The organism is Micromonospora cabrerizensis, assembly GCF_022230955.1.
GTDB classification, from domain to species: Bacteria; Actinomycetota; Actinomycetes; order Mycobacteriales; family Micromonosporaceae; genus Micromonospora; species Micromonospora cabrerizensis.
This window is the reverse complement of sequence record NZ_JAKKFI010000084.1, coordinates 125,754-149,013: the sequence shown is the minus strand read 5'-3', so window position 1 is coordinate 149,013 and position 23,260 is coordinate 125,754. Positions and strand designations below refer to the sequence as shown.

Here is a 23,260-nt window from a genome sequence, read left to right as displayed (position 1 = left end):
GGTGACCAACGGCAGGCACCTCAGCAGTGCTTGGCCGGTGCCAGGCTGCTGGAGATCGAGTAGTCGCCGGCCGCGCGGACCCGCACGTCGGTCCACCCGTCCGCGCCGGGTCGCAGGCAGCCGTCCGGGCCGTCGAGCGACAGCCACCGCGACCACCGCACCCGGACCGGCACGTCACCGGGCGGGGCCGTCAGCCGGACCGATCCCCGGTCGGCGGTGACGAGTCGGCCGGGGGCCCCGACCAGTGGCGTCGGGTCGACCACCTCGTACAGGCGCCAGGTCGGATCGCGCCAGACCTCCCGCAGGTACGGCAGGTCGCCGCGGATCAACGCGGCCTCGTCGCGACCCCACCGGTCGGCGGGAGCGTCCGGGGCGACCACCACATGGGTCACCGCCTGGTCGCGGAGCCACTGCTCGTAGGTCTGCGCGCTCAGGGTGCCGTCGTAGAACAGCGCGTTGCGATCGCTGTCGACTTGGCGCTCCCAGCCACGGGCCAGCGGCACGGTCGGTGGCAGGTACGCGGACTCCCAGTGGTCCCGCAGGGGCACGGCCTCGACCCGCCCGGCTGGCTGCCGTCGGTCGAGTTCCGCGACGAGCGGGCGGTAGAACCCCGGGGCGCTCTCGGCGGCGCCGGCCCGGGTGACGTCGCTCAGCATCACCGGGGACTGCCACCACACCGTCGCGGCGAGGAGCCCGGCCAGCCAGGGGCCGGGCAGCGGCGCGTACGCGGCCAGGACGGGCAGCGCGAAGAGCAGCGGCAGGCGCAGCGCGTTGGAACCGATCGGGCTGGGCACGTAGTACGCGCCGACCAGGAGCAGCACGGTGAGCAACGCGCCGACGCGCAGCACCCGGCGGCGACGCGGCAGCACGACCGCCACCAGCACCGCGAGCGCGACGTTGATCCGCATCGACTCGGCCGAGTACGGCTGGGTGCCCCCGTTGCCGAAGAGGATCGCGATCGGCGCCAGGGTGACGGCGGGCGCCACGGCCAGCACGAATCCCTCCGCCAGTGGTCGCTCCGAGCGCCACCCACCCGGCAGTGCACGGCCGGGCCCGTCGCCTCGGCGCAGGGCGGCCAGCAGCAGCGCCGCGCCGGCCAGCCCGGTGAACAGGCCGGCGACCGGGCTCGCGGCCGTCGCCAGGGCGGCGCAGCCGGCGGCGAGCGCCAACCGCAGCGGGCGTGGTGGGCGTTGCGCGCTGACCGCGCAGAGCGCCAGCAACCCGAACGCCAGCCCGACGGCGAAGGTGACCCGACCGCTGGCCAGGTTGCCGACGAGGACCACGGCACCGAGGACGCCGGCCAGCAGCGGCCGTCGTGCCCGACCCCGGACGAACAGCCAGCCCAGCGCCGCCGCGCCGAGAACTGCGGCGACGGCCCCCAGTGGACGCATCCCGATCAGCGCGCCCAACCTGGCCGTAAACAGGCTGTAGCCGTACTGGTTGACGCCGCCGTACCAGCCGAGGTCGATGGGCGCGGCGCCGTACCGGTCGGCGAACTCGGCGCGGGCCACCTGGGCTGCGAGGTCCGTGCCCATCCGCGGCGCCAGCAGGAGCGCGACGGCGAGCACGACCGCGGCCCCGGTCGCCGCCGCCCAGACCACCTGCGGGGACCGCGTGGCCGGGCGGGTCGACGCGTCAGGCATTCAGGACCCGTTCCGTCGCGGTGCGGGAGCGGCGGCCGACGCGCAGGTACTCGTCGAGGAACTCCCCCGGGTCGTCCCGCCCGAGGAGTCGGACCACGCCGGCCAGCTCCACCCCGTGCCGGGGCAACTGGTCGCCGGCCCGGCCCCGGACCAGCATCAACGCGTTGCGGACCTGCGCCGCCAGGGACCACCCGGCGGCCATCTCCGCGGCGTCCGTCGAGTCGATCAGGCCGGCCCGCTCGGCCGCCGCGAGGGCATCGAGGGTACGCGTGCCGCGCAGCGACGGGACCCTGCCCGCGTGCCGGAGCTGGACGAGTTGCACGGCCCACTCCACGTCGGCCAGCCCGCCGCGCCCCAGCTTGGTGTGGGTGGCCGGGTCGGCGCCCCGGGGCAGCCGCTCGGTCTCCACCCGGGCCTTGATCCGGCGGATCTCGACGACCTGCTCGCGGGTCAGCCCCTCGGCCGGGTACCGCACCGGATCGATCATCGCCTCGAACTCGGCGCCCAGCTCGGCGTCGCCGCAGACGAACCGGGCACGCAGCAGGGCCTGCGCCTCCCACACCCGGGACCAGCGGGCGTAGTACGCCGCGTACGCGGCGAGGCTGCGGACCAGCGGGCCCTGGCGGCCCTCCGGGCGCAGATCGGCGTCGACGCCCAGCGGCGGGTCGGGCGCGGGCACGCCGAGCAGTCGGCGCAGCTCCTCGGCTATCGCGTGGGCGGCGGCGCTGGCGGCGCTCTCGCTGGCACCGGCGGGCGGGTCGTAGACGAACAGCACGTCGGCGTCGGAGAGGTAGTTCGACTCGTAGCCGCCGAGCCGTCCCATGCCGATCACCGCGAACCGCAGCCCTTCCGGGGCCGGCTGACTGGCCTGGGCGGCACGCAGCGCGGCGGCCAGGGTGGCGTCGGTGACGTCGGAGAGAGCCGTGCCGACCTGGGTGATGTCGGCCAGCCCCGGTGCCGGCCGGTTCGCGCCGTCCGGTCGGGTGGGGCTGGGTGCGAGCGCGCCCGCCCGGCAGAGCACGTCGGCGCAGGCCACCCGGACCAGCTCGCGACGCCGCAGTGCGCGTACCGCGCGGGTGGCCTCGACCGGGTCGACGTGCCGGGCCGCCGCGGCGAGGAACCCCTCCCGGAGCACCTCACGGGAGCGGGGCGCCAGCTCGTTCTCCTCGGCCAGCAGCCGCAGTGCCTCCGGGTCGCGGGCGAGCAGGTCGGCGACGTACCGGGACAGGGCCAGGACCCGGGCCAGCCGACGGGCGACCGGGCCACCGTCGCGCAGCAGCCGCAGATACCAGGGGGTGCTGCCCAGCTTGTCGGAGACCTTCCGGTAGTTGAGCAGCCCCCGGTCCGGTTCCGGAGCGTCGGCGAACTCGCTGAGCAGCACCGGCAGCAGGGTCCGCTGGATCGCCGCCGTGCGACTCACCCCGCCGGTGAGCGCCTGGAGGTGGCGCAGCGCCCCGGCCGGGTCGGCGAACCCGAGGATCTCCAGCCGGTGCTTGGCCGCTTGCGGGGTGAGTCGCAGCCCGTCGGCCGGCACCCGGGCCACCGACTCCAACAGCGGCCGGTAGAGCAGCTTGGCGTGCAGCCGGCGTACCTCGGTGGCGTGGGTGACCCACTCGGCCCGGAAGCTCTCCACGGCGCTGCGCCCCGGCGCTGCCGTGAAACCCAGCGCGGCGGCGAGCCACCGCAGCGCGCCCGGCTCGGTGGGAACGGTGTGCGTACGACGCAGGCCCTGTAGTTGCAGCCGGTGCTCGACGCTGCGCAGGAAACGGTAGCCGCGCAGCAGCGCCTCGCCGTCGGCCCGGCCGACGTAGCCACCGGCGACCAGCGCGCGCAGCGCCGGGATGGTGCCCGGCGCCCGCAGCGTCTCGTCGCCGCGACCGTGCACGAGTTGCAGCAACTGGACGGCGAACTCGATGTCACGCAGCCCGCCGGGGCCGCGCTTGATCTCGCGCTCCAACTCCTTCGGCGGGATGTGGTCGATGATCCTGCGCCGCATCGCGCGGACGTCCTCGACTGCCTCGGGTCGCTCGGCCGCCCGCCAGACCAGCGGCGCGAGCTGGTTGATCCACTCCTGGGCCAGCGGGAGGTCACCGGCGGCCGGGCGGGCCTTGAGCAGTGCCTGGAACTCCCAGGTGCGCGCCCACCGCCGGTAGTAGGCCAGGTGGCTGGCGAGGGTCCGCACCAGCGGGCCCCGGTTGCCCTCGGGGCGCAGCGCGGCGTCCACCGGCCAGGCGACCAGCCCACAGATGTGGATCAGCCGGGTCGCCACCAGCGTCGCGGCGGCCAGGTCGGCGTCCTCGGCGGCCACGAAGATGACGTCCACGTCGGAGACGTAGTTCAGCTCCCCGCCGCCGCACTTGCCCATCGCCACCACCGCGAGCCGTGGCCGCTCGGTGCCCTCCGCCAGCTCCGCGACGGCCACCTCGTAGGCGGCGGCCAACGTCGCGTCGGCCAAGGCGGACAGCGCGGCCATCGTCTGCTCCAGGCCGCGCCCACCGGTCAGGTCGGCCGCCGCGATCCGCAGCAGCGCCAACCGGTACGCGGTCCGCAGCACCGCCACCGGGTTGCCGCTGCCGGTCGGCTCCAACCGCCCCTCGGCGATCGGCGCGAGCCCGTCCGGGGCGGTCCGCAGCGCCGTGCAGTGGTCGGGATGAGCCACCAGGTGGTCGCCGAGCGCCGCCGAGGCGCCGAGTACCGCGATCAGCCGGCGCCGCAGCCCCGGGTCGGCATGCAGCTCCGCCAGCAGCGGCGAGTCGGCCGCGCCGTCGGTCGTGCGGCGTTCGGCCTCGAAGATGCGGTGCAGTTGGCGCAGCGCCAGGTCCGGGTCGGCGGCCCGGGACAACGCGGCGAGCAGCTCCCCGGCCGGTTCGTCGGCCGGCTCCTGCTCCTCCGGCCGCCACAGCCGCAGCCCGTCCGGGCCGAGCAGGTCGGCGGCGCGCGCGCCGCCGTCGCCCTCGGCGGTGCCGAAGCCGTACCGGGCGAGCCGGCCCGGTGCCCTGGTCGGCCGGCTCATCAGTGCCCGAGCAGCGGCAGGCCACGCCGCATCGTGCTGTCGTCCAACTCGCCGAGGGCCAGCGCGGCGAACCGGGCGGCGAACGGCTGCCAGACCTCCTCGACGTCGGGCAGCACCGAGGCGCAGGCCGCGACCACCAGCTCCGGGTCGTAGCCCAGCTCCGCGAGTTGGGTCGAGTCGGTGGCCCAGTCGGCGATCATCGCGGCGTCGCACTCGATGTGGAACTGCAGACCCCAGGCCCGGTCACCGAGCCGGAACGCCTGGTGCGGGTAGCGGGTGGACGCGGCCAGCAGGGTGGCGCCCCGGGGCAGCTCGGTGATCTCGTCGGCGTGCCACTGGAGCACGTCCGGGATCAACGGCACGTACCGGAACAGCGGGTCGTTCTCGGCGGCGTCGCGCCGGCCGACCACGCCGGGGCCGATCTCCGGCCCGGACGGGCTCCGCTCGACCAGGCCGGCGTGCGCGGTGGCGAGCAGTTGCGCGCCCAGGCAGACGGCCAGGGTCGGCACACGGTACCGGACCGCCTTGCGCAGCAGGCCCTCCACCGCCGGGAACCAGGGTGCGCCGGGCGAGCCGTCCGGCAGTGGGTACGCCTGCTGGTCGCCACCGAGCACCACCAGCGCCGCATACCCCTCCAGGTCGGCGGGGAGCTCGTCGCCGGCGTGCGGGCGAACCACCCACAGCTCCAGCCCAGCCTCGGTCAGCCACTCGCCCAGCAGGCGGGCGTCGTCGGTCGGGTCGTTCTCGATCACCAGCGCGGTTGCCACCCGTCGAGGCTAGCCGGTGCGCCGCACGGCACCACGCCCCGCCACAGGCCCGCGCCGCCGTCGGTGCCCTCTGCGGCGGCCAGGACCTGGCACGGTCGTTAGGCTCAGCGGTTGTGATCAGCGAGGACACCGCCGCCGTACGCCCGCCCGTGCTACGCCCGGGTGACACGGTGCTGCTGGTGTCGCCGTCCGGCCCGACCTCAGCGGAGCGGGTGGCCCGGGGCATGGAGCTGCTCACCGGGTGGGGCCTGCGCCCCGTGCCGGCACCGAACGCGTACGCCCGGCACGGCTACCTCGCCGGCACCGACGACCTGCGCGCCGCCGACCTGAACGCGGCCTTCGCCGACCCGGAGATCCGCGGGGTGATCTGCACTCGGGGCGGCTACGGCGCCCAACGGATCGTGGACGCCATCGACATGGCCGCCGTACGCCGCGACCCGAAGGTGGTGGCCGGCTTCTCGGACATCACCGCGTTGCAGTTCGCGCTGTGGCGGGGCGCCCGCCTGGCCGGGGTGCACGGCCCCGGGGCGGCCTGGCGCGACGAGCGGACGCCGCTGCGCTCCGCCGAGTCCCTGCACGCGGCGCTGATGACGACCGAGCCGGTGTCGATCACCGCGGTGCCCACCGAGGAGACCTTCGGCGTACGCGTCCCAGGCCTCGCCACCGGCACCCTGCTCGGCGGCAACCTGTGCATGATCGCCGCGTCGATCGGCACACCGGACCTACCCGACCTGACCGGGGCGGTGCTGTTGATCGAGGACGTGCAGGAACCCCCGTACAAGGTCGACCGGATGCTCACCCACCTGCGTCGGGCCGGCGCGCTGGACGGGCTGGCCGGGGTGGCGGTCGGGCAGTTCACCGACTGCGGTGACGGCTGGGACACCACGATCGTCGACGTGCTCACCGAACGCCTAGGCGGCCTGGGCGTACCCGTCCTCGGCGGCCTCCCGATCGGCCACGGCCCCAACCAGCTCACCGTCCCGGTGGGCACCACAGCAACCCTCGACGCCGAAGCCGGCACCCTGACCGCAACCCCCGCAGTCCACTAACGCGCTCCCGCTCCCGCACCCACCCCACCCCCTCCCCTGCCGCCCACCCCGCCCCCGCCCCGGTGATCAAGAGGTTTGCGTCAAATTCGGGCAGGATTCTGACGCAAACCTCTTGATCAACCAGGGTGGGCGGGGTGGGGGCGGCCGGGGGCGCGGGGTGGGGGTGGGGGTGGGGGTGGGGTGGCAGGGCGCGGGGGGCCGGGGGTTCAGGGGGTTAGGTGGGCTACTGCTCCGGTTTCCAGGGCGGCCCAGACGCCCTCAGGGGTCGCGGTGATGCCGTGGGGTTCGGCGTCGGGGATGGGCAGGTCGTGGCCGTCGATCCGGCCCGTGCCGTCGATGTGACCGATCCGGTTGGCGCCCCACTCGGTGAACCAGGCGCCACCGGCCGGGTCGGCCACGATCGCGTGTGGGCGGGCCGCTCGGTCCGGCAGCGGGAACTCGGTGATCCGGCCGTCCGGGGTGATCCGGCCGAGCTGACCGGCGGCGATCTCCACGAACCAGATCGCGCCGTCGTCGGCGAGGGCGATGCCGACCGGGCCGGCGTTCGCGGTGGGCACCGGATGCAGCGTCACCTGGCCGTCGAGGTCGATCCGGCCGATCGCGTTCGCCTGGTTCAGGGTGAACCAGAGGGCCTGGTCCGGGCCGCTGGTGATCATCGAGGCGTACCCGCCGGTCACCGGCAACGGGAAGGTGTCGACCGTGCCGTCAGTGCCCACCCGGCCGATGGTGTCGGAGGTCATCCCGGCGTACCAGAGCGCGCCGTCGGGGCCGGCCGCGATGCCGCCCGGCCCGGTGCCGGCCGGCAGGGCGATCGTGCTCTGCCCGCCGTCGACGGTGATCCGACCGATCCGGTCGTCACCCGAGCGGGTGAACCAGAGCGCGCCGTCCGACCCCGTGGTGATGATCAACGGGCGACCGCCGGCCGGTTCCAGCGGGTAGGTGCGGACCGCACCGTCCGGCCCAAGGCGGGCGACCCCGCCGGCGTGGACCAGCGTCAGCCACAACGCGCCGTCGGGGCCGGCCGTGATGCCGTACGGGCCGGCGCCCGGCTCGGCGAGTGGAATCTCCCGGATCTCGACGGTCGTCACCAGCTGTGCCCTTCTGTCGGCGGAGGCACCAACCCTGACCGCTGGTCCGGTCGGCACGCCAACCCTGACCGCTGGTCTGGCGGCGACGCAACCGTTTTCGCCGCCCACCGGCCTCGATTATCAGGCCGCTGACAGGTTCGCCATGGGTTGCGCCCAGACTCCTCCGTCACTGTCGGTGACGACAACGCAGGATGATCGAGTCTCTGGAGGACAGCATGTCCCGCACCATCCGTAGGAAGCACCTGCTGGCCGGCCTGGCCACCGCCGGCGTCCTCGGCGTGGGGATCGCCGCCCCGACGATCGCGTTCGCCGCGGACACCCCGACGCCGACCCCGAGCGCCAGCACCGCCCCGGCTCCCGGCGCGAAGGCCGACCGGCAGGGTGAGTTCGCCGAGGCGCTCGCCAAGGAACTGGGCGTTCCCACCGACAAGGTGACGGCCGCGCTGGAGAAGGTCCGCGACCAGCACCGCCCGGCCGACCGGCCGCAGCGCCCGTCCGCCGAGGACCGGCAGGCCGCACTGAAGCAGCGGCTGGACCAGGCGGTCAAGGACGGCAAGCTCACCCAGGAGCAGGCCGACGCCATCACCAAGGCCGTCGAGGCCGGCGTCTTCCCCGGGCCCGGTGGCCACCGCGGCCCGGGCGGTCACTGGGGTACGCCCACCAAGTGACCCGGCCCCGGCAGGCCGGACGCGCGGCCAGCCCGGCTTGATCCACTCCGATTTCATAATGTCGCGGTGTCCGACGCACTCGGACACCGCGACATCCTTAATCCCGAGTCGATCATCAGGCCCGAGCCGCGCCGGGCGGGCCGGGCATCAGGCGGCCCGGGCGATCAGCCCTGCGGGGGCGGGGGCGCGAACACGCCGAGGTGGTTTCCGGCCGGGTCGAGCAGGTGGGCCAGGGTGAGGCCGCTCGGTGCCGTACGTGCCGCCACCAGCACCTTGCCGCCGGCCGCCTCGGCCTGCCGGCAGGTTTCCGCCACGTCGGTGACCTCGGCGTAGAACACCGCGTAGTTCGGTGACGTGCCGTCGGTCGCCCGGATCGCGCCGCCGATCCCGGTGTCGCCACCCGCGCCGGTCACCCGGTAGGACCCGCCGCTGCCTGCGCCCTGCTCCTCGAAGGTCCAGCCGAACAGCTCCCCGTAGAAGCGCTCGGCCTCCTCCGGCCGGTCGGTGCCGATCTCGAACCAGGTGATGGGCGTCGTGGACATCTGCTGCCTCCAGGGTTTGCCGTACCGACCGTTCGGCCGTCGTCTGGAGCAGTCTCTGGGCCGTCCGCGACACCGTCCTGTCGGTGTTTCCGGATCACCCGACGGAGAACCGCTCTCGCAACACCGGATCAGACCAGGCTCAGCGAGCGGACCCGCTCGCGCGGAATGTCCAGGTCGGCCGGGCGCAGCTCGCGGGACACCACGTCGGGCAGCGCCTGGGCGCTGCCGATCCGGTCGGTGCGGAAGCAGCGCAGCTCGTCGCGCAGCCGGCACCAGGCCAGCAGATACCAGTGTCGTGGGTTACCGAGGTAACCCAGCGGCTCGACGTCACGGACCGAGTCGACGCCGGCCCGGTCGGCGTACCTGATGCGCAGCACCCGCCGCGCGGCGACCGCGTCGGCGACGAGAGCCGGGACGGGCGTGGGCGGCCCGTCGCCGACCAGGTGTACGCGGCCGGCGAGGCGGTGCGCCTCGGCGGCGTCGGCGGCCGGCAGCACCGCCATCAGTTTGCGCAGCGCGGTGACGCCCGGGCCGGCGAACGGGGTGCCGGCGAGCCGGCCCAGCGCGACGGCCATCGCGACCGCCTCCGCGGCGGTCAGGTTGACCGGCGGCAGGGTGCGGGCGCGATCCACCACGTAGCCGCCGGTGCGCCCGGGCTCGGCCCAGATCGGCACGCCGGCCTCCTGTAGCGCGCCGATGTCCCGTTCGATGGTGCGGCTGCTCACCTCGAAACGCGCGGCCAACCAGCGGGCACTGCGCGGCCTCGGCGACACCGCCCGCAGCTCCTCGACCAGGGCGTAGAGGCGGTCCGTACGGTTCATGACCGGCACGCTACGGCCGGGGTACGACGCCCTCAGGCGCCTGCCCGCACGGCGACGCGGACGGCCGTCACAGCAACGCGGACAGCCGCCCGCACGGCGACGCGGACGACCGCCTCAGGCGATGCAGGCACAGACGATCAGCGCGGCGCCGAAGTGGGTGGCGGCGCTGACCCGGGCCGCCGGGTGCGGCTCGTCCGAGCAGATGACCTCACCGAGCTTGCCCGGGGTGAGCAGGTCGAGCACGAAGAAGGCCAACGCCATGATGGCCAGCCCGACGATGCCGAAGACCACCGTGGAGGCGAGCCCCCTGCCGAAGTCGCTGTAGCTGGTCAGGATCGCGGTGAACACGATCCCGGCGATGCCGAGCTGGTTGGCGGCCAGCAACAACCCCGCGTTGGCGTTGCGCTGCACCCAGATCAGGTCGCGCAACCGACCGGGCGTGAGCAGGTCGACCAGCACGAAGCCAGCCGCCATGAGCCCCACGCCGACGATCCCGAACACGACGCTCTGCCAAGCACCGCTGAGCAGATCCTCCAGCACCGACTGCCTCCCGACTCTCCGCCCGGAGGGGTACCGGCGCGGTGATCGAGACGATAGCGCCAGCGCGCAAGCGCGTCAGCCCCGCGGTTACAACGCCAGGTAACGCTGCCGCTCGTACGGGGTGACCTCGCGCCGGTACTGCTCCCACTCGGCCCGCTTGTTGCGCAGGAAGAAGTCGAAGACGTGCTCGCCGAGCACCTCGGCGACCAGCTCGGAACCGGCCATCACGTCGATCGCCTCGGCGAGGTTCTCCGGCAGCGCCTCGTATCCCATCGCGCGCCGCTCCGCGCTGGTCAGCGACCAGACGTCGTCCTCGGCGCCCGGCGGCAGCTCGTACCCCTCCTCGATGCCCTTCATGCCGGCGCCGAGCAGCACCGCGAAGGCCAGGTAGGGGTTGGCCGCCGAGTCCAGGGAGCGGACCTCGACGCGGGCCGAGTTGGGCTTGCCGTACGCGGGGACCCGGACCAGCGCGGACCGGTTGAGGTGACCCCAGCAGACGTACGCGGGGCTCTCCGTGATCCGGTCCGGCAGGGCCTGCGGGAAGAGCCGCTTGTACGAGTTGACCCACTGGTTGGTGACCGCGGTGTATTCCCGGGCGTGCACCAGGAGGCCGGCGATGAACGACTTGGCCACCTTGGAGAGCTTCATCGGGTCGCCGCTGTCGTGGAAGGCGTTGCGCTCCCCCTCGAACAGCGACAGGTGGGTGTGCATCCCGCTGCCCGGCTGGTCGGTGAACGGCTTCGGCATGAAGCTGGCCTGCACGCCGGTGGAGAGCGCCACCTCCTTGACCACGTGCCGGAAGGTCATGATGTTGTCGGCGGTGGTCAGCGCGTCGGCGTAGCGCAGGTCGATCTCCTGCTGACCGGGCGCGACCTCGTGGTGGCTGAACTCCACCGAGATGCCGATGCGCTCCAGCGCCAGCACGCCCTGGCGGCGGAAGTCGCGGGCCACCGCGTGCGTGGTGTGCTCGAAGTAGCCGCCGGTGTCGACCGGGGTGGGCACCGAGCCGTCCTGCGGGCCGTTCTCCAGCAGGAAGAACTCGATCTCGGGGTGGGTGTAGAAGGTGAAGCCCTTCTCGGCGGCCTTGGACAGCGCCCGGCGCAGCACGTGCCGGGGGTCGGCCCAGGACGGACCGCCGTCGGGCAGCAGGATGTCGCAGAACATCCGTGCGCTCTCGCCGCTGACGCCGCCCTCGAACGGGAAGACCTGGAAGGTGGTCGGGTCGGGCATGGCGACCATGTCCGATTCGAAGACCCGGGCGAAGCCTTCGATCGCCGAGCCGTCGAAGCCGATGCCCTCCTCGAAGGCCGCCTCCAACTCTGCCGGCGCCACCGAGACGCTCTTGAGCGTGCCCAGCACGTCGGTGAACCACAGCCGGACGAACCGGATGTCCCGCTCTTCCAGCGTGCGGAGGACGAACTCCTGCTGACGGTCCACTTCCCCAACCCCTCGCGACGCTTCTGCTGTCCGCCTTGGCCGGGCTGCCGCCCGACCTGATCGCCCAGTCTTACCGGGCCTGGTTACGCAGACGTTACGCGAACTGCCGCCGGCCGTCCCCTCGCCTCCCGCCCGGCGGACGGGGGCCCGGCCGCCGACGGGCCCGTGCGCCCGCCGCACGGCAGGGGCCTTCGCCGCAGCGTGGCGGCCATCTCGCCGGAGCGTGGGGATTGTCGCGTCGAGGCTGGGGCAAGATGAGGACATGCCCACCCTGCGTCTCGCCCTGTCCCAGGTCAACCCGAGCGTCGGCGACCTCGCCGGCAACGCCGACCTGGTCCGCAGCTGGACTCGCCAGGCCGCCGATGCCGGTGCCCAGCTGGTGCTCTTCCCGGAAATGATGCTCACCGGCTATCCGGTCGAGGACCTGGTCTTCCGGCGCTCCTTCGTGGCCGCGTCCCGGGCCGCCGTGGAACGGCTCGCCGCCGACCTCGCCACGGACGGCCTCGGCGAGGTGCCGGTGGTGGTCGGCTACCTGGACGCCGACGGGCCGCCGCAGGTCAGCGGCGACGCCGAGCCGGGCCGAGGGGCCCGCAACGCCGCCGCGCTGCTGCACGGGGGTGCCGTGGTCGCCCGCTACTTCAAGCACCACCTGCCCAACTACGGGGTCTTCGACGAGGACCGCTACTTCGTCTCCGGCGACGCGCTGACCGTGGTGCGGATCGGCGGCGTGGACGTCGCGCTGACCATCTGCGAGGACCTGTGGCAGGCCGGCGGTCCGTTCGCCGCCGCCCGGCAGGCCGGCGTCGGCCTGGTGGTCAACATCAACGGCTCGCCGTACGAGCTGAACAAGGACGACATCCGGCTGCCGCTGGTCCGCCGCCGGGCCGCCGAGGCGGGCGCCGCCATCGCGTACGTCAACATGATCGGCGGGCAGGACGAGCTGGTCTTCGAAGGCGACTCGATGATCGTGACCGCCGACGGTGAGCTGCTCGCCCGGGCCCCGCAGTTCGTCGAGCACCTGCTCGTGCACGACGTCGAACTGCCGGCGGCCACCGCTGCGACGACCGCGGAGACGGTCGCGGACGACATGCGCATCCTGCACAGCACGCTCGACGGCATTCCGGCCGCGCCGACCGGCCCGGCCGCCACCGGCGGTCTGATCGAGCCGGTGGCCGACGAGGCCGAGGTGTGGCAGGCCCTGGTGCTCGGCCTGCGCGACTACGTCAACAAGAACCGGTTCCCGTCGGTGGTGCTCGGTCTCTCCGGCGGCATCGACTCGGCGGTGGTGGCCGCGTTGGCCGTCGACGCCCTCGGGCCGGACCGGGTGGTCGGGGTGTCGCTGCCCAGCCAGCACTCCTCCGAGCACTCCCGCGAGGACGCCGCCGACCTGGCCAAGCGCACCGGCCTGGACTACCGCGTCGAGCCGATCCAGCCGATGGTGGACGGCTTCCTGGCCAACCTGTCGCTGTCCGGTGTGGCCGTGGAGAACCTCCAGGCCCGGGTGCGTGGCGTGATCCTGATGGCGCTGTCGAACCAGGAGGGCCACCTGGTGCTGACGACCGGCAACAAGAGTGAGCTGGCGGTCGGCTACTCCACGCTGTACGGCGACTCGGTGGGCGGCTTCAACCCGGTCAAGGACGTCTGGAAGACGCTGATCTGGCGGCTCGCGAAGTGGCGCAACCGGGACGCGGCCCGGCGCGGCGAGACCGCTCCGATCCCGGAGAACTCGATCGGCAAGCCGCCGAGCGCCGAGCTGAGCCCGGGCCAACTGGACAGCGACAGCCTGCCCGACTACGACGTACTGGACCCGATCCTGATCGGCTACGTCGACGGTGACCTCGGCCGCGACGGGCTGGTCGAGTCGGGTCACGACCCGGCGGTGGTGGACAAGGTGCTGCGGCTGGTGGATACCGCCGAGTACAAGCGGCGGCAGTCGGCACCGGGCACGAAGATCTCCATGAAGGCGTTCGGCCGGGACCGCCGTCTGCCGATCACCAACCGGTGGCGCGAGCACGGCTGAGGCGTACTCCTCGGGGTGCCGGGTCGGTGGTGCGACCCGGCGCCGCCTCGCCGGGCCACGCGGCGCGGGCCTCGCGGTTTTCGGTGGAGTGACATCTTGCACTGGGCCCTGCCGTCATCCCGTCTCACGGTGCGACGATCGCGGCGGAACCCGGGGACCGCGCAGGCGGCCTCGAGGAAGGGAGACAGAGATGGTGGAGTCCACTCCGAACGAGGTGACCGCGCTGTACGGCGGCCCGGCCACCCGACGGGTCCGCACCCGGGACCTGATCGCCGCGAAGGAGCGCGGTGAGCGGTGGCCGATGCTGACGTCGTACGACCAGTACACGGCGTCGATCTTCGACCAGGCCGGTGTGCCGGTGCTGCTGGTCGGCGACTCGGCCGCGAACAACGTGTTCGGCTACGAGACGACCCTGCCAGTGACCGCCGACGAGCTGCTTCCGCTGGTGCGGGCCGTGGTGCGGGCGACCCGGCAGACGCTGGTCGTCGGTGACCTGCCGTTCGGCTCGTACGAGGAGGGGCCGGCGCAGGCGCTGCGGACCGCCGTCCGGTTCATGAAGGAGGGCGGCTGCCACGCGGTGAAGCTGGAGGGTGGCCGCCGCTGCGCCGAGCAGATCGCCGCGATCGTCGGCGCCGGTATCCCGGTGATGGCGCACATCGGCTTCACCCCGCAGAGCGAGCACACCCTGGGCGGTTACCGCGTGCAGGGCCGGGGCGACGCCGCCGACGAGGTGCTCGCCGACGCGCGGGCGGTGGCGGAGGCGGGGGCGTTCGCGGTGGTGCTGGAGATGGTGCCCGGCGAGGTGGCCAAGCGGATCACCCACGAGCTGCCGATCCCGACGGTGGGCATCGGCGCCGGCCCGGACACCGACGCGCAGGTGCTGGTCTGGCAGGACATGGCCGGCCTGCGGACCGGGAAGACGCCCCGCTTCGTCAAGCGGTACGCGGACCTGGCCGGGGTGCTCACCGACGCCACCCGGCGTTTCGCCGACGAGGTCCGAGGCGGCGAGTTCCCGACGGCCGAGCACACCTTCTAGGAATGCTCACGGCGTGATCCACTCGGGTTTGCCGAAAACGCGGTGTCCCTGACCTCGGGACACCGCGTTTTCACGAAACCGGAGTCGATCACGCCGCCTGCGACGACTCAGAGATCGGTGACGCGGATGCCGGCGTGTGCCTTGTAGCGCTTGTTGATGGCGATCAGGTTCGCGGTGAACGCCTCGATCTGGTGGGCGTTGCGCAACCGGCCGGCGTAGATGCCGCGCATCCCCGGGATCCGGGCGGCGAGCGCGCCGACGATGTCGACCAGCTCGCGGTCCTCGGTGCAGATCAGCACGTCCAGGTCGATCCGGTCGACCTCGGGGTCGGCCAGCAGCGGGGCACTGACGTGGTTGAACGCCGCGCAGACCCGGGAGTCGGGCAGCAACGCGGCGGCCTGCTGCACGGCGCTGCCCTCGGCGACGGTCAGCGCGTACGGGCCCTGCTTGTCGAAACCGAGCGGGTTGACGCAGTCGACGACGATCCGGCCGGCGAGTGGCTCGGCGAGGGCGGCGACGGTGGCAGCGTGCCCGTCCCACGGCACCGCGATGATCACCACGTCGCTGCGTCGGGCCACCTCGTCGTTGGCCGCGCCCGTGACACTGCCGGTGGCCGGCACACCGGGCAGGGCGGCGATCTCGGCGGCGGACTCGGCGGCCCGTTCAGCGGACCGGGAGCCGATCAGCACCGTCTGCCCGGCCCGGGCGAACCGGTAGGCGAGACCTCGCCCCTGATCGCCGGTGCCGCCGATGATGCCGACCGTCAGCCCGGACACGTCGGGCAGCGTGCTCGCGTCGTATGCCATGGCCTCATCCTCGCAAACCGCTCGCTCCGTCAGCAGCGCCGCGCGCTGTGAGAATCCCCGCTGCCGCGAGCGGCCGCACCGGCAGGGACCGGGCCGGGAGCGACCGCACCGCAGGGACCGGGCCGAGGCGGGCAGTCGGCACCGACAGGGACCGGGCCGAGGCGAGCGGCCCGGGTCAGGCCAGCTCGAACAGGACGGTACGGGCCGCCGGGTCGGCGGTGACCAGTCGGACCCGGACCCGTTCGCCCAGTGGCAGTTCGCCGAGGCAGCGGCTGCGCACCGGCGGGGCGTCCAGCGCGACGGTGCCACCGGGCGGTCGGGGCCGGGACCTGCCGTTGGGCGGGGCGTCGACGTCGAGGACGGCCGCGTCGAAGGTCTCACCCACCCGGTGCTCCAACACCGCCGCCTCGGCCAGCTCGACGGCACCGCGGGTGGCCGCCGAGGCGGTCCGGTCGGTGCTGGCCATCACCTCGGGCAGTCGGGGCAGCGCGGCACGGGCCCAGTCGGGCACCGGCTGGCCCGCGTGCAGGGCCAGGCAGACCTCCGTGGCGTACCGGTCGGCCAGGCGTCGCAACGGCGCCGTCACGTGGGCGTACGTGGCTGCCACGCCACCGTGCTCCGGTTGCTCCGGCACCGTCCCGTCGAAGGCGGTGTACGCGGCACCGCGCATCAGCTCGGCCGCCTGGTCGATGAACGCGGCGGCACGCGGCTGGGAGGCGTCCAGACCGGCGATCACCTGACCCGGGCCCACATCGTCGGGCCAGTGCACGCCCAGCGGCGCGGCGGCGGCCCGCAGCCGCTGCACGGCCTCCGGTTTCGGCGCGGGCATCGTCCGCAGCAACCCGACCCGGCCGGCCAGCATGATGTCGGCGGCAGCCATGCCGGTGAGCAGGGAGATCTGGGCGTTGTACTCCTCCATCGGCGCCGGCGCGCGCAGCACCAGCCGCCAACCCTCGCCGTCGGGCTCCAGATCCTGCTCGGGCAGCGGCAGGTTGATCGCGCCCCGGCGCAACCCTCGGGCCGTCAGCCGGTCACCGATCTCGGGCAGCAGCGCGATCGGCTCGGGCAGCCGCCCGGCGTCGGCCGCCGCCTGCACCCCGACGTAGTCGAGTTTGGCCCGGCTGCGGACCAGGGCGCGTTCCAGCTCGACGGCCACGGTGCCGCCGTCGGCGTCCAGGTCGATGGTCCACACCACCGCGGCCCGGTCGTCGTCGGGCAGCAGGCTGGCTGCGCCCTCGCTGAGCGTGTGCGGGTGCAGCGGCACGTTCCCGTCGGGCAGGTAGATGGTCTGCCCGCGCCGCCAGGTCTCCGCCTCCAGAGCGCCGCCCGGGGTGACGTGGGAGGCGACGTCGGCGATCGCGTACCGCACCCGGTAACCGCCACCCGGGCGGCGGGAGAGGTGCATCGCCTGGTCCAGGTCGCGGGAGGTGGCCGGGTCGACGGTGACGAACGGTACGTCGGTGCGGTCGACGGGCGGTCGCGGCGGAGCGCCGGCCGCCTCGTCGGCCTCACGTTGGGCGTCGGCCGGAAACTCCCCGGGCAGGCCGAGTTCGCGGCGCAGCGCGCCGAAGTCAATGCGGGGCGCGAGTACGCGTCGGATGACCACGGGTCAATCCTGACAGCGTCGCCGGTGATCCGCTTCCGGTGACCGGCCGAGATATCTCCCCCGGGTGAGCGGGGTCGACCTGCGCTCAGCCGGTCGCCTTCCGGGCAGCGCTGCGCGGGCTCCGGGGGGCGGTGGCGCGGGCGGCGGCAGGGCGGGCCGGTGACGTGCGGGCGGTCACCTTGCGGGCCGGGGCCTTGGCCGCGACGGTCTTCTTCGCCGGAGCCTTCTTCGCCGCCGCCTTGCGCGCGGTGGTCGACGAGGTGCCCGTCACCTTCGCGGCCGGGGCCTTCTTCGCCGGGGCCTTGCGAGCGCCGCCGCCGGGACCGGTCGACGCGGTCTTCTTCGCCGGAGCCTTCTTGGCGGCCGTCTTCGTCGCCGCCGTCCGCTTCGCCGCGGTCTTCTTGACGGCGGATGCCTTGGTCGCGGCCTTACGCGCCGGTGCCTTCGCCGCGGCGGTGGTCTTCTTCGCCGTCGAGGTGGTGGTCTTCTTCGCAGCGCTCACGGTCTTCTTCGCGGCGCTGGTGGTCTTCTTCGCGGTGCCCGCGGTCTTCTTCGCCGTACCCGTCGTCTTCTTCGCGGCGGCGGTGGTCTTGCGCGTCGCGGAGGCCGGGGCCCGCGTCGCCGCGACCGTGGTCGAGCGGGTGGTGGTCTTCTTCGCGGGGGCCTTCTTGGCCGTGGTGGTGGCCTTGGTCGTCGCCTTGGTCGTCGCCTTCTTCGCGGGAGCCTTCGTGGCCGCCGTGGTGGTCTTCTTCGCCGGGGCACGTCCCGCGCCGCCGGCGGCCTTCCTCGCCGGGGCCTTCGCCGCCTTCGCACCCGCGGTGGACTTGCGGACGGGGGTGGTCCGGCTCGCCGCCGTGTTGCGCTCCGCCGCGGCGGTCTTCTTCGCGGTGGTGCGTCGGGCGGCCGGGCGGGTGGTGGCCTGCTGTGCTTCGGCCATCGTGGTTCCCTCCTTGGGGACGTGCTCTCGCGTGCGTCCTCGCGGAGCACGAAATACCTCGGCACGGGCCGTCCCGCGCCGCCTACTTGTCCTCCCCGGCCCAACGAGCGTCCTCGGCATCCCACGCCTCGTTCCGCTCCTGCACGCGTTGCAGGGCGTTCTCCGCGTCGGCCGCCGAGTTGTACGGGCCGAGAACGTGCTTCGCCGGACACACGTCGGCGTCCGTCTCGACCCGGTGATGCCGGGTGCACCAGTAGAACTGCCCACCACGTTCGCTGTCGCTCATGGGAATCACTGTGCACCGCGAACCGGCAGGCCGCCACCGGATCGCACAAGTCGCCGACCCTCTCCACAGTAGATATGCATGGGGTTCGTCGGGCCGGAATGGCGAAACGCGTGGGACTGGAACACCAGAAGATGCGCAGGTGAGCCTCGCTGTGTGGGCGCGCCTATGATCGCCGGATGGCGACACCGGACTACATCGTGGCGATGCGCGAGCACGTCGGCCACGACCTGCTCTGGCTGCCCAGCGTCAGCGCGGTGATCCGCAACGACGCCGGGGAGCTGCTGCTCGGCCAGCGTTCCGACGACGGGCGCTGGTCGGTGATCAGCGGGTTCGTCGAGCCGGGCGAACAGCCGGCGACCGCGCTGGTCCGCGAGGTGCGGGAGGAGACGGGTCTGGACGTCGCGCCGGTGCGGATGTCCAGCGCCGTGTCGCACCCGCACACGTACCCCAACGGGGACCAGTGCGAATACCTGAACCTGGGCTTCCTGTGCCGGGTGGTGGCCGGCACCGCCCGGGTCAACGACGACGAGTCGCTGGCCGTGCGGTGGTTCGGATTGGACCGGCTGCCCGAGCTGGACAAGCACGCCCTGCTGGTCATCGCCTACGCCCTGCGCGACAACAAGTCGACCGGTTACCTGGAGCCGGGCATGACGTGGGACGACGTTCCCGACTGAGCTACGCGGTCAGACCGACGACGGGGTCGGGGTCGGGGCTGGCGTTGGCGCGAGTGCCACCGGCTCGGCGGGGGTCGACCGCGCCGCCCGGATGGTGTACGCGAGCGCGTACGGCGTGCAGGCCAGGTAGAGCATTGGTTCGATCGGCACCCGGTTGCTGATGATTCCAAAGATCTCCCATGGAATCGCGGGTCCGGGTAGGCCGACGTTCCAGTCCGTCCAGGCGGCGAGGAGCCACAGCGGCGCGGAGATCCGGTCGATGCTCTCCACCGGCGTCGGACCGATGACCGGGCCAGCGCGATAGCCCGCCGAGATCGCGTCGACCACGGCGAGAATCATCGCGAGGTCGGCGGCGGCGAGTGCGCCGAGGACGCCCACCGCCCAGGCCACGCGGAGGCGATGCCGAGCGGCGAGGCTTGCCGCGGCCCAGAGGGCCAGCGTCAGACCGGCCAACCAGAGCAGCAGACCGGGCAGGGTGGAAGCCAGGTCGTCCGGATAGAGGACGTACAGGAGAGCGACCGTGGCCGCCCCGATGGGGAGCACCACGCCGAGCGTGATGTGTACCGGGCCGTCGAGTGCGGTCTGCCGAGCCCAGCGCGCGGCGAACACCGCCAGCAGCAGCCCCAACCCGACGGTGAACGCCGCCCAGAGCGGCCTCTGCGCCCGATCCGACCAGCTCTCGGCCAACACGCGCTGGATCGGGTACAGGGCGTACGCACTGACGAGCACGATCCCGACGCAGGCGATCGGGGACAGCAGCAACGCCGCCACGGTACGGCCGACCCGACCGCGCACCAGGCGGCGGTCGACGATCGGGGCGCCGGCCCGACTGACCGCCAGGCTGACCGCGAAGCCGAGCATCTTCGTCCGGCGACCGCTCGCGGCGAGCACGTGCAGCTCGGCGGCCCACTCGCGGCGCAGGTCGTCGCGGACGTCGGTTGGCCAGCGGCGCGCGGCCAGCTCCAGCAGCAGCTCGGCGGCCCGGCGGGTCACCATGCTGGCGCTCCGGTGGGCTCGGTGCCGCCCCACGAGGGACGATCGTCGGGGATCGCGGCGCGCAGGTCGGCGAGCGCCTGACGGGCCTGCGTCACCCCGACAGCGGTGAGCCGGTAGTAGCGGCGGGCCGGCCGGCCGGCCGCGACGGGGTCGATCGTCTCCCAGTCGGATTCCAGCCAGCCGGCCGCGCTCAGCCGGTGCAGCACCGGATAGAGGGTGCCGCTGGGCAGGCCGGTCAATCGCATCAGGTCCAGCCCGTAGCGCTGCGCGTCGGGCTCGGCGAGCAGTGCCGCGAGCACCTTCGCGACCGGAATGGTGATCCGCATCCGACCACTGTATCGGAACTCTACATAGGGTGGGGACTGCGACCACTTCGGCGTACTCGCGGATCTACGGCGGCCCGACCACCCGCCCGGTCAGTGGCGGTGAACGGCGGGTGCCGGGTCGACGGGCGCACCGCCGACCCGGCACCGCGAGTCAGGACGCGGCCCGCTCCACCGGGATCCACAGCTCGGCGTCCGCCTCGGTGCCGTCCGCGGACACCCGGACCCGGGAGATCTCCGGTCCAGGTCGGCTGCGGTACGGGTTGGACGGAAACCACTGGGTGAACACGTCACGCCACAGGTGCTGCACCGCCTGCGGGAACGCCCCGGAGGTGGTGAACACCGCCCACGTCCCGGCCTGCACCGGCAGCGCGTCCAGGTCCTCCGGTGGCACGGCACCGGTCACCACACCGTGCCAGTAGTCCAACTCGGTGCCCTCCTCCCGGCGGTCGGCGAGGTTGTCGCTGACGTTGACGATCCCGGCCGGCTCCTGATCGGAGAGCGACTCGATCCATGCGGTCGTCTCCTTGTCGATGCTGCGGATGAACGCGACGATTGCCGGGTTCATCCCCTCGTGCACCAGCGGGACCCGGGCCTTGCGCCCCACCAGCGCGAACGCGTCCTTGCTGACGATTCGGTACTCCATGCTGCCGCTCCCTTCGACGGTGAGTCGGAAGGACATCCGGGGCTGGGCACGCAGCGCTGCCCCCGTACGCCGAGCCTCTCCGGGCCCCACGCCGTGCACGGCGTGGAACGCCCGGGCGAACGCCTCGGCAGACCCGTAGCCGTAGTGCACCGCGACGTCGAGCAACGTCCGCTCCCCCGCCAGCACGTCCGCGCCGGCAACGGTGAGCCGACGCCGGCGGATGTACTCCGACAGCGGCATCCCGGCCAGCGCGGAGAACAGCCGCCGGAAGTGGTACTCCGACGTCAGCGCGATCCGCGCCAGCTCAGCCACCTCGATCCGCTGGTCGAGGTGCCGCTCGATGTACGTCATGGCCTCGTTGAGCCGATCCAGCACCCGGATCTCCTTCCCTGTCGAGTACCGACGCTAGGTCGCGGGCTCGGTGGCCCACCCGACATCCGGTGCCCGCATCGGTCGGGTGGGATCGCACCGATCGCCGTGTCGTAGCCTGGCGGACTTCGCTTCCACCGGAGGTCGACGTGGCCGAGTATCCGCAGGACGTCGTACAGCGCTTCCACGGCACCCCCGAACAGGTCGGGGCCGGCCTGGTCGGCGACCCACCACGGACGTGGGAGTCCGTCGTCATCGAGGAGTACGACCCGGCCTGGGCGCAGCGGTTCATCACCGTCCGCTCGGCGCTCACCGAGGCGCTGGGCGCCCTGATCATCGGGGTGGAACACGTCGGGTCCACGGCGGTGCCGGGGCTCGCGGCCAAGCCCGTCATCGACATCGACCTCGTCGTCGAGGACACCGCCGAGGAGTCCGGATATCTCCCCGCCCTGGAACGGCTCGATTACCGGCTCGTCCTGCGGGAGCCCTGGTGGCACGGGCACCGGATGCTGCTCAGCCCCGCCGAGGACGTCAACCTGCACGTCTGGCCGCAGGGTGCGCCGGAACCCGTCCGGCACCGGCTGTTCCGCGACTGGCTGCGCTCGCATCCCCACGACCGGGAGCTCTACGCCGCGACCAAGCGGCGCCTCGCGCGGGACACCGCGCACCGATCCCGTGATTACAGCCTGGCGAAGAACGACGTCATCGACGAGATCTATGGGCGCATCTTCGCCGCCTGAGGCCAGCCTGGCTGGTGGTCACGCATAGATCTTGGACAGTTTCCGTTATTAGCTAACGGAAACTGTCCAAGATTCGGCCGTAGGCCGGGGACGTGAGTCTGCCAGTGACCATCCGGATTCGTCAGGAACAGTCGAAGCGGTAGTCGAACGGTCTGGTGGGGCAGGCGGTGCAGACGAAGAGGTAGATCCCGCCGACGTCGCCCAGCATGAGGCCACTCGGGTTCTGGATCGTCCGCCACGAGTGATCGTCGCCGGCGTCCCATCCCCAACCGGCCATCGCCGGACGATCCTCTACCGGAATCCACCGCTTTTCGTCACCGCGGCCGAACTCCCAGCTGGCGACCGTCAGCAGATGGTTCATGCGCGAGCCGCACTCGCAGACCGGCCAGTCCGGAGACTGGGTCCATCCGGGGTAGCCGCCGACCTTGATCCCCGAGGCGACCGCCAGATCGGTTTCGTACTCCCAACCGGTCTCCTGCGCGACCTGCCTCATCGTGCCCTCGATCTGCGGCCACACGGCATCCGGGAGGTCCCAACCCGGGTACTCGGTGACCCGCTCCGGGTCGAGCACGCACGGGTTGGGGACGTGCGCCGGATCTGACTCCACATCCGGGGTGGTGTGCACGCCGCCGATCGTAGGAGGCGCGCAATCAGCGTGTTCAGCGCGGCGGCTGCTGCATGATCCAGGTGGGCACCGGTTCCGACAGGAAGCCCAGCACCTCCCAGCCGGCACGGCGGTACAGCTCGACGTTGGCCGGTTTGCTGGTCTCCAGGATCGCCGGCAGACCGTCGGCGGCGGCGCGATCCAGCCCGGCGCGCATGACGGCGCGACCCCAACCGCGGCCCGCATTATCGGGGTGGGTGCCCAGGACCCCGAGGTACCAGAACGGGAACGCGGGCAGGGCGGCGTGCAGAGCATCGTCGTAGCCCTGGACGCGGGCCTGAACGTCAGCGGGGTATCGGGCTTCCGCCGGCGTCTCGTGGCCGGCCGCCGGCGTCTCGACCGGTGGCTCCCAGATGGCGACCGACGCTCCCCCACCGGTCGTCCAGATCGACGAGCGGTGCACCCGCTTGTCGAAGAGGTTGCCGAAGAAGGCGGCGGCGTAGCGCGGATAGGTTTCCTCGTCGGGGAACAGGTGCCGCAGGATGGGATCCTTGACGAACGCGGCGACCAGCGTGTCGACCACTGCCGGACGGTCCGCTGGGGTGGCGATGGTGATCTCGGGCGCTGTCACAGCAGTCGACACTATCCG

23 protein-coding genes are annotated in these 23,260 nt (G+C 73.0%); 6 read left to right on the top strand and 17 right to left on the bottom strand.

Annotation, left to right across the window (positions count from 1 at the left end):
* Positions 1–20 precede the first annotated feature (20 nt).
* The 3 genes from LADH09A_RS23015 to LADH09A_RS23005 are packed head-to-tail and all read right to left on the bottom strand — an operon-like array spanning position 21 to position 5,423.
* Positions 21–1,643: a hypothetical protein gene (locus tag LADH09A_RS23015; protein WP_238647537.1), complete on the bottom strand. Its 1,623-nt coding sequence runs from the start codon at positions 1,641–1,643 to the stop codon at positions 21–23.
* Positions 1,636–4,656, bottom strand: coding sequence for a bifunctional [glutamine synthetase] adenylyltransferase/[glutamine synthetase]-adenylyl-L-tyrosine phosphorylase (locus tag LADH09A_RS23010; RefSeq protein ID WP_238647536.1), 3,021 nt, complete (start codon positions 4,654–4,656; stop codon positions 1,636–1,638). The genes LADH09A_RS23015 and LADH09A_RS23010 overlap by 8 nt, the downstream gene beginning before the upstream one ends.
* Positions 4,656–5,423 (bottom strand): type 1 glutamine amidotransferase, encoded by a 768-nt coding sequence (locus LADH09A_RS23005; protein WP_238647535.1) that lies wholly within the window; start codon positions 5,421–5,423, stop codon positions 4,656–4,658. The genes LADH09A_RS23010 and LADH09A_RS23005 overlap by 1 nt, the downstream gene beginning before the upstream one ends.
* 113 nt (positions 5,424–5,536) lie before the next feature.
* Here LADH09A_RS23005 and LADH09A_RS23000 point away from each other — a divergent pair, with 113 nt between their 5' ends.
* Complete coding sequence (locus LADH09A_RS23000) at positions 5,537–6,472, top strand: S66 peptidase family protein (RefSeq protein WP_238647534.1); 936 nt, start codon at positions 5,537–5,539, stop codon at positions 6,470–6,472.
* 206 nt (positions 6,473–6,678) lie between these two features.
* Here LADH09A_RS23000 and LADH09A_RS22995 read toward each other — a convergent pair whose 3' ends face one another.
* Positions 6,679–7,560: a Vgb family protein gene (locus LADH09A_RS22995; protein ID WP_238647533.1), complete on the bottom strand. Its 882-nt coding sequence runs from the start codon at positions 7,558–7,560 to the stop codon at positions 6,679–6,681.
* 215 nt (positions 7,561–7,775) lie between these two features.
* Between LADH09A_RS22995 and LADH09A_RS22990 the strand changes: the two genes are divergently transcribed.
* The gene (locus LADH09A_RS22990) at positions 7,776–8,228 is read left to right on the top strand and encodes a hypothetical protein (RefSeq protein ID WP_238647574.1); all 453 of its coding nucleotides are present in this window, start codon (positions 7,776–7,778) and stop codon (positions 8,226–8,228) included.
* Positions 8,229–8,392: 164 nt separating this feature from the next.
* Here the strand turns inward: LADH09A_RS22990 and LADH09A_RS22985 are convergent, their stop codons facing one another.
* The 4 genes from LADH09A_RS22985 to glnA all read right to left on the bottom strand — a co-directional run bounded on the left by LADH09A_RS22985 (position 8,393) and on the right by glnA (position 11,568).
* Positions 8,393–8,770, bottom strand: coding sequence for a VOC family protein (locus tag LADH09A_RS22985; protein WP_238647532.1), 378 nt, complete (start codon positions 8,768–8,770; stop codon positions 8,393–8,395).
* Positions 8,771–8,898: 128 nt separating this feature from the next.
* Positions 8,899–9,591, bottom strand: a complete 693-nt coding sequence (locus LADH09A_RS22980) for a helix-turn-helix transcriptional regulator (protein ID WP_238647531.1) — start codon at positions 9,589–9,591, stop codon at positions 8,899–8,901.
* A gap of 114 nt (positions 9,592–9,705) precedes the next feature.
* Positions 9,706–10,131, bottom strand: coding sequence for a DUF350 domain-containing protein (locus LADH09A_RS22975; protein ID WP_238647530.1), 426 nt, complete (start codon positions 10,129–10,131; stop codon positions 9,706–9,708).
* An 87-nt stretch (positions 10,132–10,218) separates the two neighbouring features.
* Entirely contained in the window at positions 10,219–11,568 is a 1,350-nt protein-coding gene (gene glnA, locus LADH09A_RS22970; RefSeq protein WP_238647529.1) for a type I glutamate--ammonia ligase, read from the bottom strand.
* Positions 11,569–11,830: 262 nt separating this feature from the next.
* On the opposite strand from glnA, the gene LADH09A_RS22965 reads away from it, so the two are divergent.
* The gene (locus LADH09A_RS22965; protein ID WP_238647528.1) at positions 11,831–13,588 is read left to right on the top strand and encodes an NAD+ synthase; all 1,758 of its coding nucleotides are present in this window, start codon (positions 11,831–11,833) and stop codon (positions 13,586–13,588) included.
* A gap of 190 nt (positions 13,589–13,778) precedes the next feature.
* A complete protein-coding gene (gene panB, locus LADH09A_RS22960) occupies positions 13,779–14,624 on the top strand; it encodes a 3-methyl-2-oxobutanoate hydroxymethyltransferase (protein ID WP_238647527.1) in 846 nt (281 codons plus the stop codon).
* Positions 14,625–14,731: 107 nt separating this feature from the next.
* Here panB and npdG read toward each other — a convergent pair whose 3' ends face one another.
* The 4 genes from npdG to LADH09A_RS22940 all read right to left on the bottom strand — a co-directional run bounded on the left by npdG (position 14,732) and on the right by LADH09A_RS22940 (position 18,259).
* Positions 14,732–15,430 (bottom strand): NADPH-dependent F420 reductase, encoded by a 699-nt coding sequence (gene npdG / locus LADH09A_RS22955; RefSeq protein ID WP_238647526.1) that lies wholly within the window; start codon positions 15,428–15,430, stop codon positions 14,732–14,734.
* Between the two features lie 175 nt (positions 15,431–15,605).
* On the bottom strand, positions 15,606–17,036 hold the full coding sequence (locus LADH09A_RS22950; protein ID WP_238647525.1) for an RNB domain-containing ribonuclease: 1,431 nt from the start codon (positions 17,034–17,036) through the stop codon (positions 15,606–15,608).
* An 85-nt stretch (positions 17,037–17,121) separates the two neighbouring features.
* Positions 17,122–17,973 (bottom strand): histone, encoded by an 852-nt coding sequence (locus tag LADH09A_RS31785; protein ID WP_274529970.1) that lies wholly within the window; start codon positions 17,971–17,973, stop codon positions 17,122–17,124.
* Positions 17,974–18,055: 82 nt separating this feature from the next.
* Entirely contained in the window at positions 18,056–18,259 is a 204-nt protein-coding gene (locus tag LADH09A_RS22940) for a hypothetical protein (protein ID WP_238647524.1), read from the bottom strand.
* 176 nt (positions 18,260–18,435) lie between these two features.
* Here LADH09A_RS22940 and LADH09A_RS22935 point away from each other — a divergent pair, with 176 nt between their 5' ends.
* The gene (locus LADH09A_RS22935) at positions 18,436–18,933 is read left to right on the top strand and encodes an NUDIX hydrolase (RefSeq protein WP_238647523.1); all 498 of its coding nucleotides are present in this window, start codon (positions 18,436–18,438) and stop codon (positions 18,931–18,933) included.
* A 9-nt stretch (positions 18,934–18,942) separates the two neighbouring features.
* On the opposite strand, the gene LADH09A_RS22930 is transcribed toward LADH09A_RS22935, so the two are convergent.
* The 3 genes from LADH09A_RS22930 to LADH09A_RS22920 form a co-directional block, all read right to left on the bottom strand.
* Positions 18,943–19,929: a hypothetical protein gene (locus tag LADH09A_RS22930; protein ID WP_238647522.1), complete on the bottom strand. Its 987-nt coding sequence runs from the start codon at positions 19,927–19,929 to the stop codon at positions 18,943–18,945.
* Complete coding sequence (locus LADH09A_RS22925) at positions 19,923–20,255, bottom strand: PadR family transcriptional regulator (RefSeq protein ID WP_238647521.1); 333 nt, start codon at positions 20,253–20,255, stop codon at positions 19,923–19,925. Before LADH09A_RS22925 ends, LADH09A_RS22930 begins: the two co-directional genes overlap by 7 nt.
* Before the next feature lie 151 nt (positions 20,256–20,406).
* Positions 20,407–21,273 (bottom strand): AraC family transcriptional regulator, encoded by an 867-nt coding sequence (locus LADH09A_RS22920; RefSeq protein WP_238647520.1) that lies wholly within the window; start codon positions 21,271–21,273, stop codon positions 20,407–20,409.
* Positions 21,274–21,416: 143 nt separating this feature from the next.
* Here LADH09A_RS22920 and LADH09A_RS22915 point away from each other — a divergent pair, with 143 nt between their 5' ends.
* The gene (locus LADH09A_RS22915) at positions 21,417–22,007 is read left to right on the top strand and encodes a GrpB family protein (RefSeq protein ID WP_238647519.1); all 591 of its coding nucleotides are present in this window, start codon (positions 21,417–21,419) and stop codon (positions 22,005–22,007) included.
* Between the two features lie 121 nt (positions 22,008–22,128).
* On the opposite strand, the gene LADH09A_RS22910 is transcribed toward LADH09A_RS22915, so the two are convergent.
* Together LADH09A_RS22910 and LADH09A_RS22905 are read right to left on the bottom strand one after the other, a co-directional pair.
* Positions 22,129–22,632: a hypothetical protein gene (locus LADH09A_RS22910; RefSeq protein ID WP_238647518.1), complete on the bottom strand. Its 504-nt coding sequence runs from the start codon at positions 22,630–22,632 to the stop codon at positions 22,129–22,131.
* A 34-nt stretch (positions 22,633–22,666) separates the two neighbouring features.
* Positions 22,667–23,242 carry a GNAT family N-acetyltransferase gene (locus LADH09A_RS22905; protein WP_238647517.1) on the bottom strand — a complete coding sequence of 192 codons (576 nt, stop codon included), beginning with the start codon at positions 23,240–23,242 and terminating at the stop codon, positions 22,667–22,669.
* Between the last annotated feature and the right edge of the window lie 18 nt (positions 23,243–23,260).

What these genes read in the sequence shown, in the direction of transcription:
- LADH09A_RS23015 (WP_238647537.1), bottom strand. Translation starts at nt 1,643, where the DNA reads ATGCCTGACGCGTCGACCCGCCCGGCCACGCGGTCCCCGCAGGTGGTC.
- LADH09A_RS23010 (WP_238647536.1), bottom strand. Translation starts at nt 4,656, where the DNA reads ATGAGCCGGCCGACCAGGGCACCGGGCCGGCTCGCCCGGTACGGCTTC.
- LADH09A_RS22990 (WP_238647574.1), top strand. Translation starts at nt 7,776, where the DNA reads ATGTCCCGCACCATCCGTAGGAAGCACCTGCTGGCCGGCCTGGCCACC.
- LADH09A_RS22985 (WP_238647532.1), bottom strand. Translation starts at nt 8,770, where the DNA reads ATGTCCACGACGCCCATCACCTGGTTCGAGATCGGCACCGACCGGCCG.
- LADH09A_RS22980 (WP_238647531.1), bottom strand. Translation starts at nt 9,591, where the DNA reads ATGAACCGTACGGACCGCCTCTACGCCCTGGTCGAGGAGCTGCGGGCG.
- LADH09A_RS22965 (WP_238647528.1), top strand. Translation starts at nt 11,831, where the DNA reads ATGCCCACCCTGCGTCTCGCCCTGTCCCAGGTCAACCCGAGCGTCGGC.
- panB (WP_238647527.1), top strand. Translation starts at nt 13,779, where the DNA reads ATGGTGGAGTCCACTCCGAACGAGGTGACCGCGCTGTACGGCGGCCCG.
- npdG (WP_238647526.1), bottom strand. Translation starts at nt 15,430, where the DNA reads ATGGCATACGACGCGAGCACGCTGCCCGACGTGTCCGGGCTGACGGTC.
- LADH09A_RS31785 (WP_274529970.1), bottom strand. Translation starts at nt 17,973, where the DNA reads ATGGCCGAAGCACAGCAGGCCACCACCCGCCCGGCCGCCCGACGCACC.
- LADH09A_RS22940 (WP_238647524.1), bottom strand. Translation starts at nt 18,259, where the DNA reads ATGAGCGACAGCGAACGTGGTGGGCAGTTCTACTGGTGCACCCGGCAT.
- LADH09A_RS22935 (WP_238647523.1), top strand. Translation starts at nt 18,436, where the DNA reads ATGGCGACACCGGACTACATCGTGGCGATGCGCGAGCACGTCGGCCAC.
- LADH09A_RS22930 (WP_238647522.1), bottom strand. Translation starts at nt 19,929, where the DNA reads ATGGTGACCCGCCGGGCCGCCGAGCTGCTGCTGGAGCTGGCCGCGCGC.
- LADH09A_RS22925 (WP_238647521.1), bottom strand. Translation starts at nt 20,255, where the DNA reads ATGCGGATCACCATTCCGGTCGCGAAGGTGCTCGCGGCACTGCTCGCC.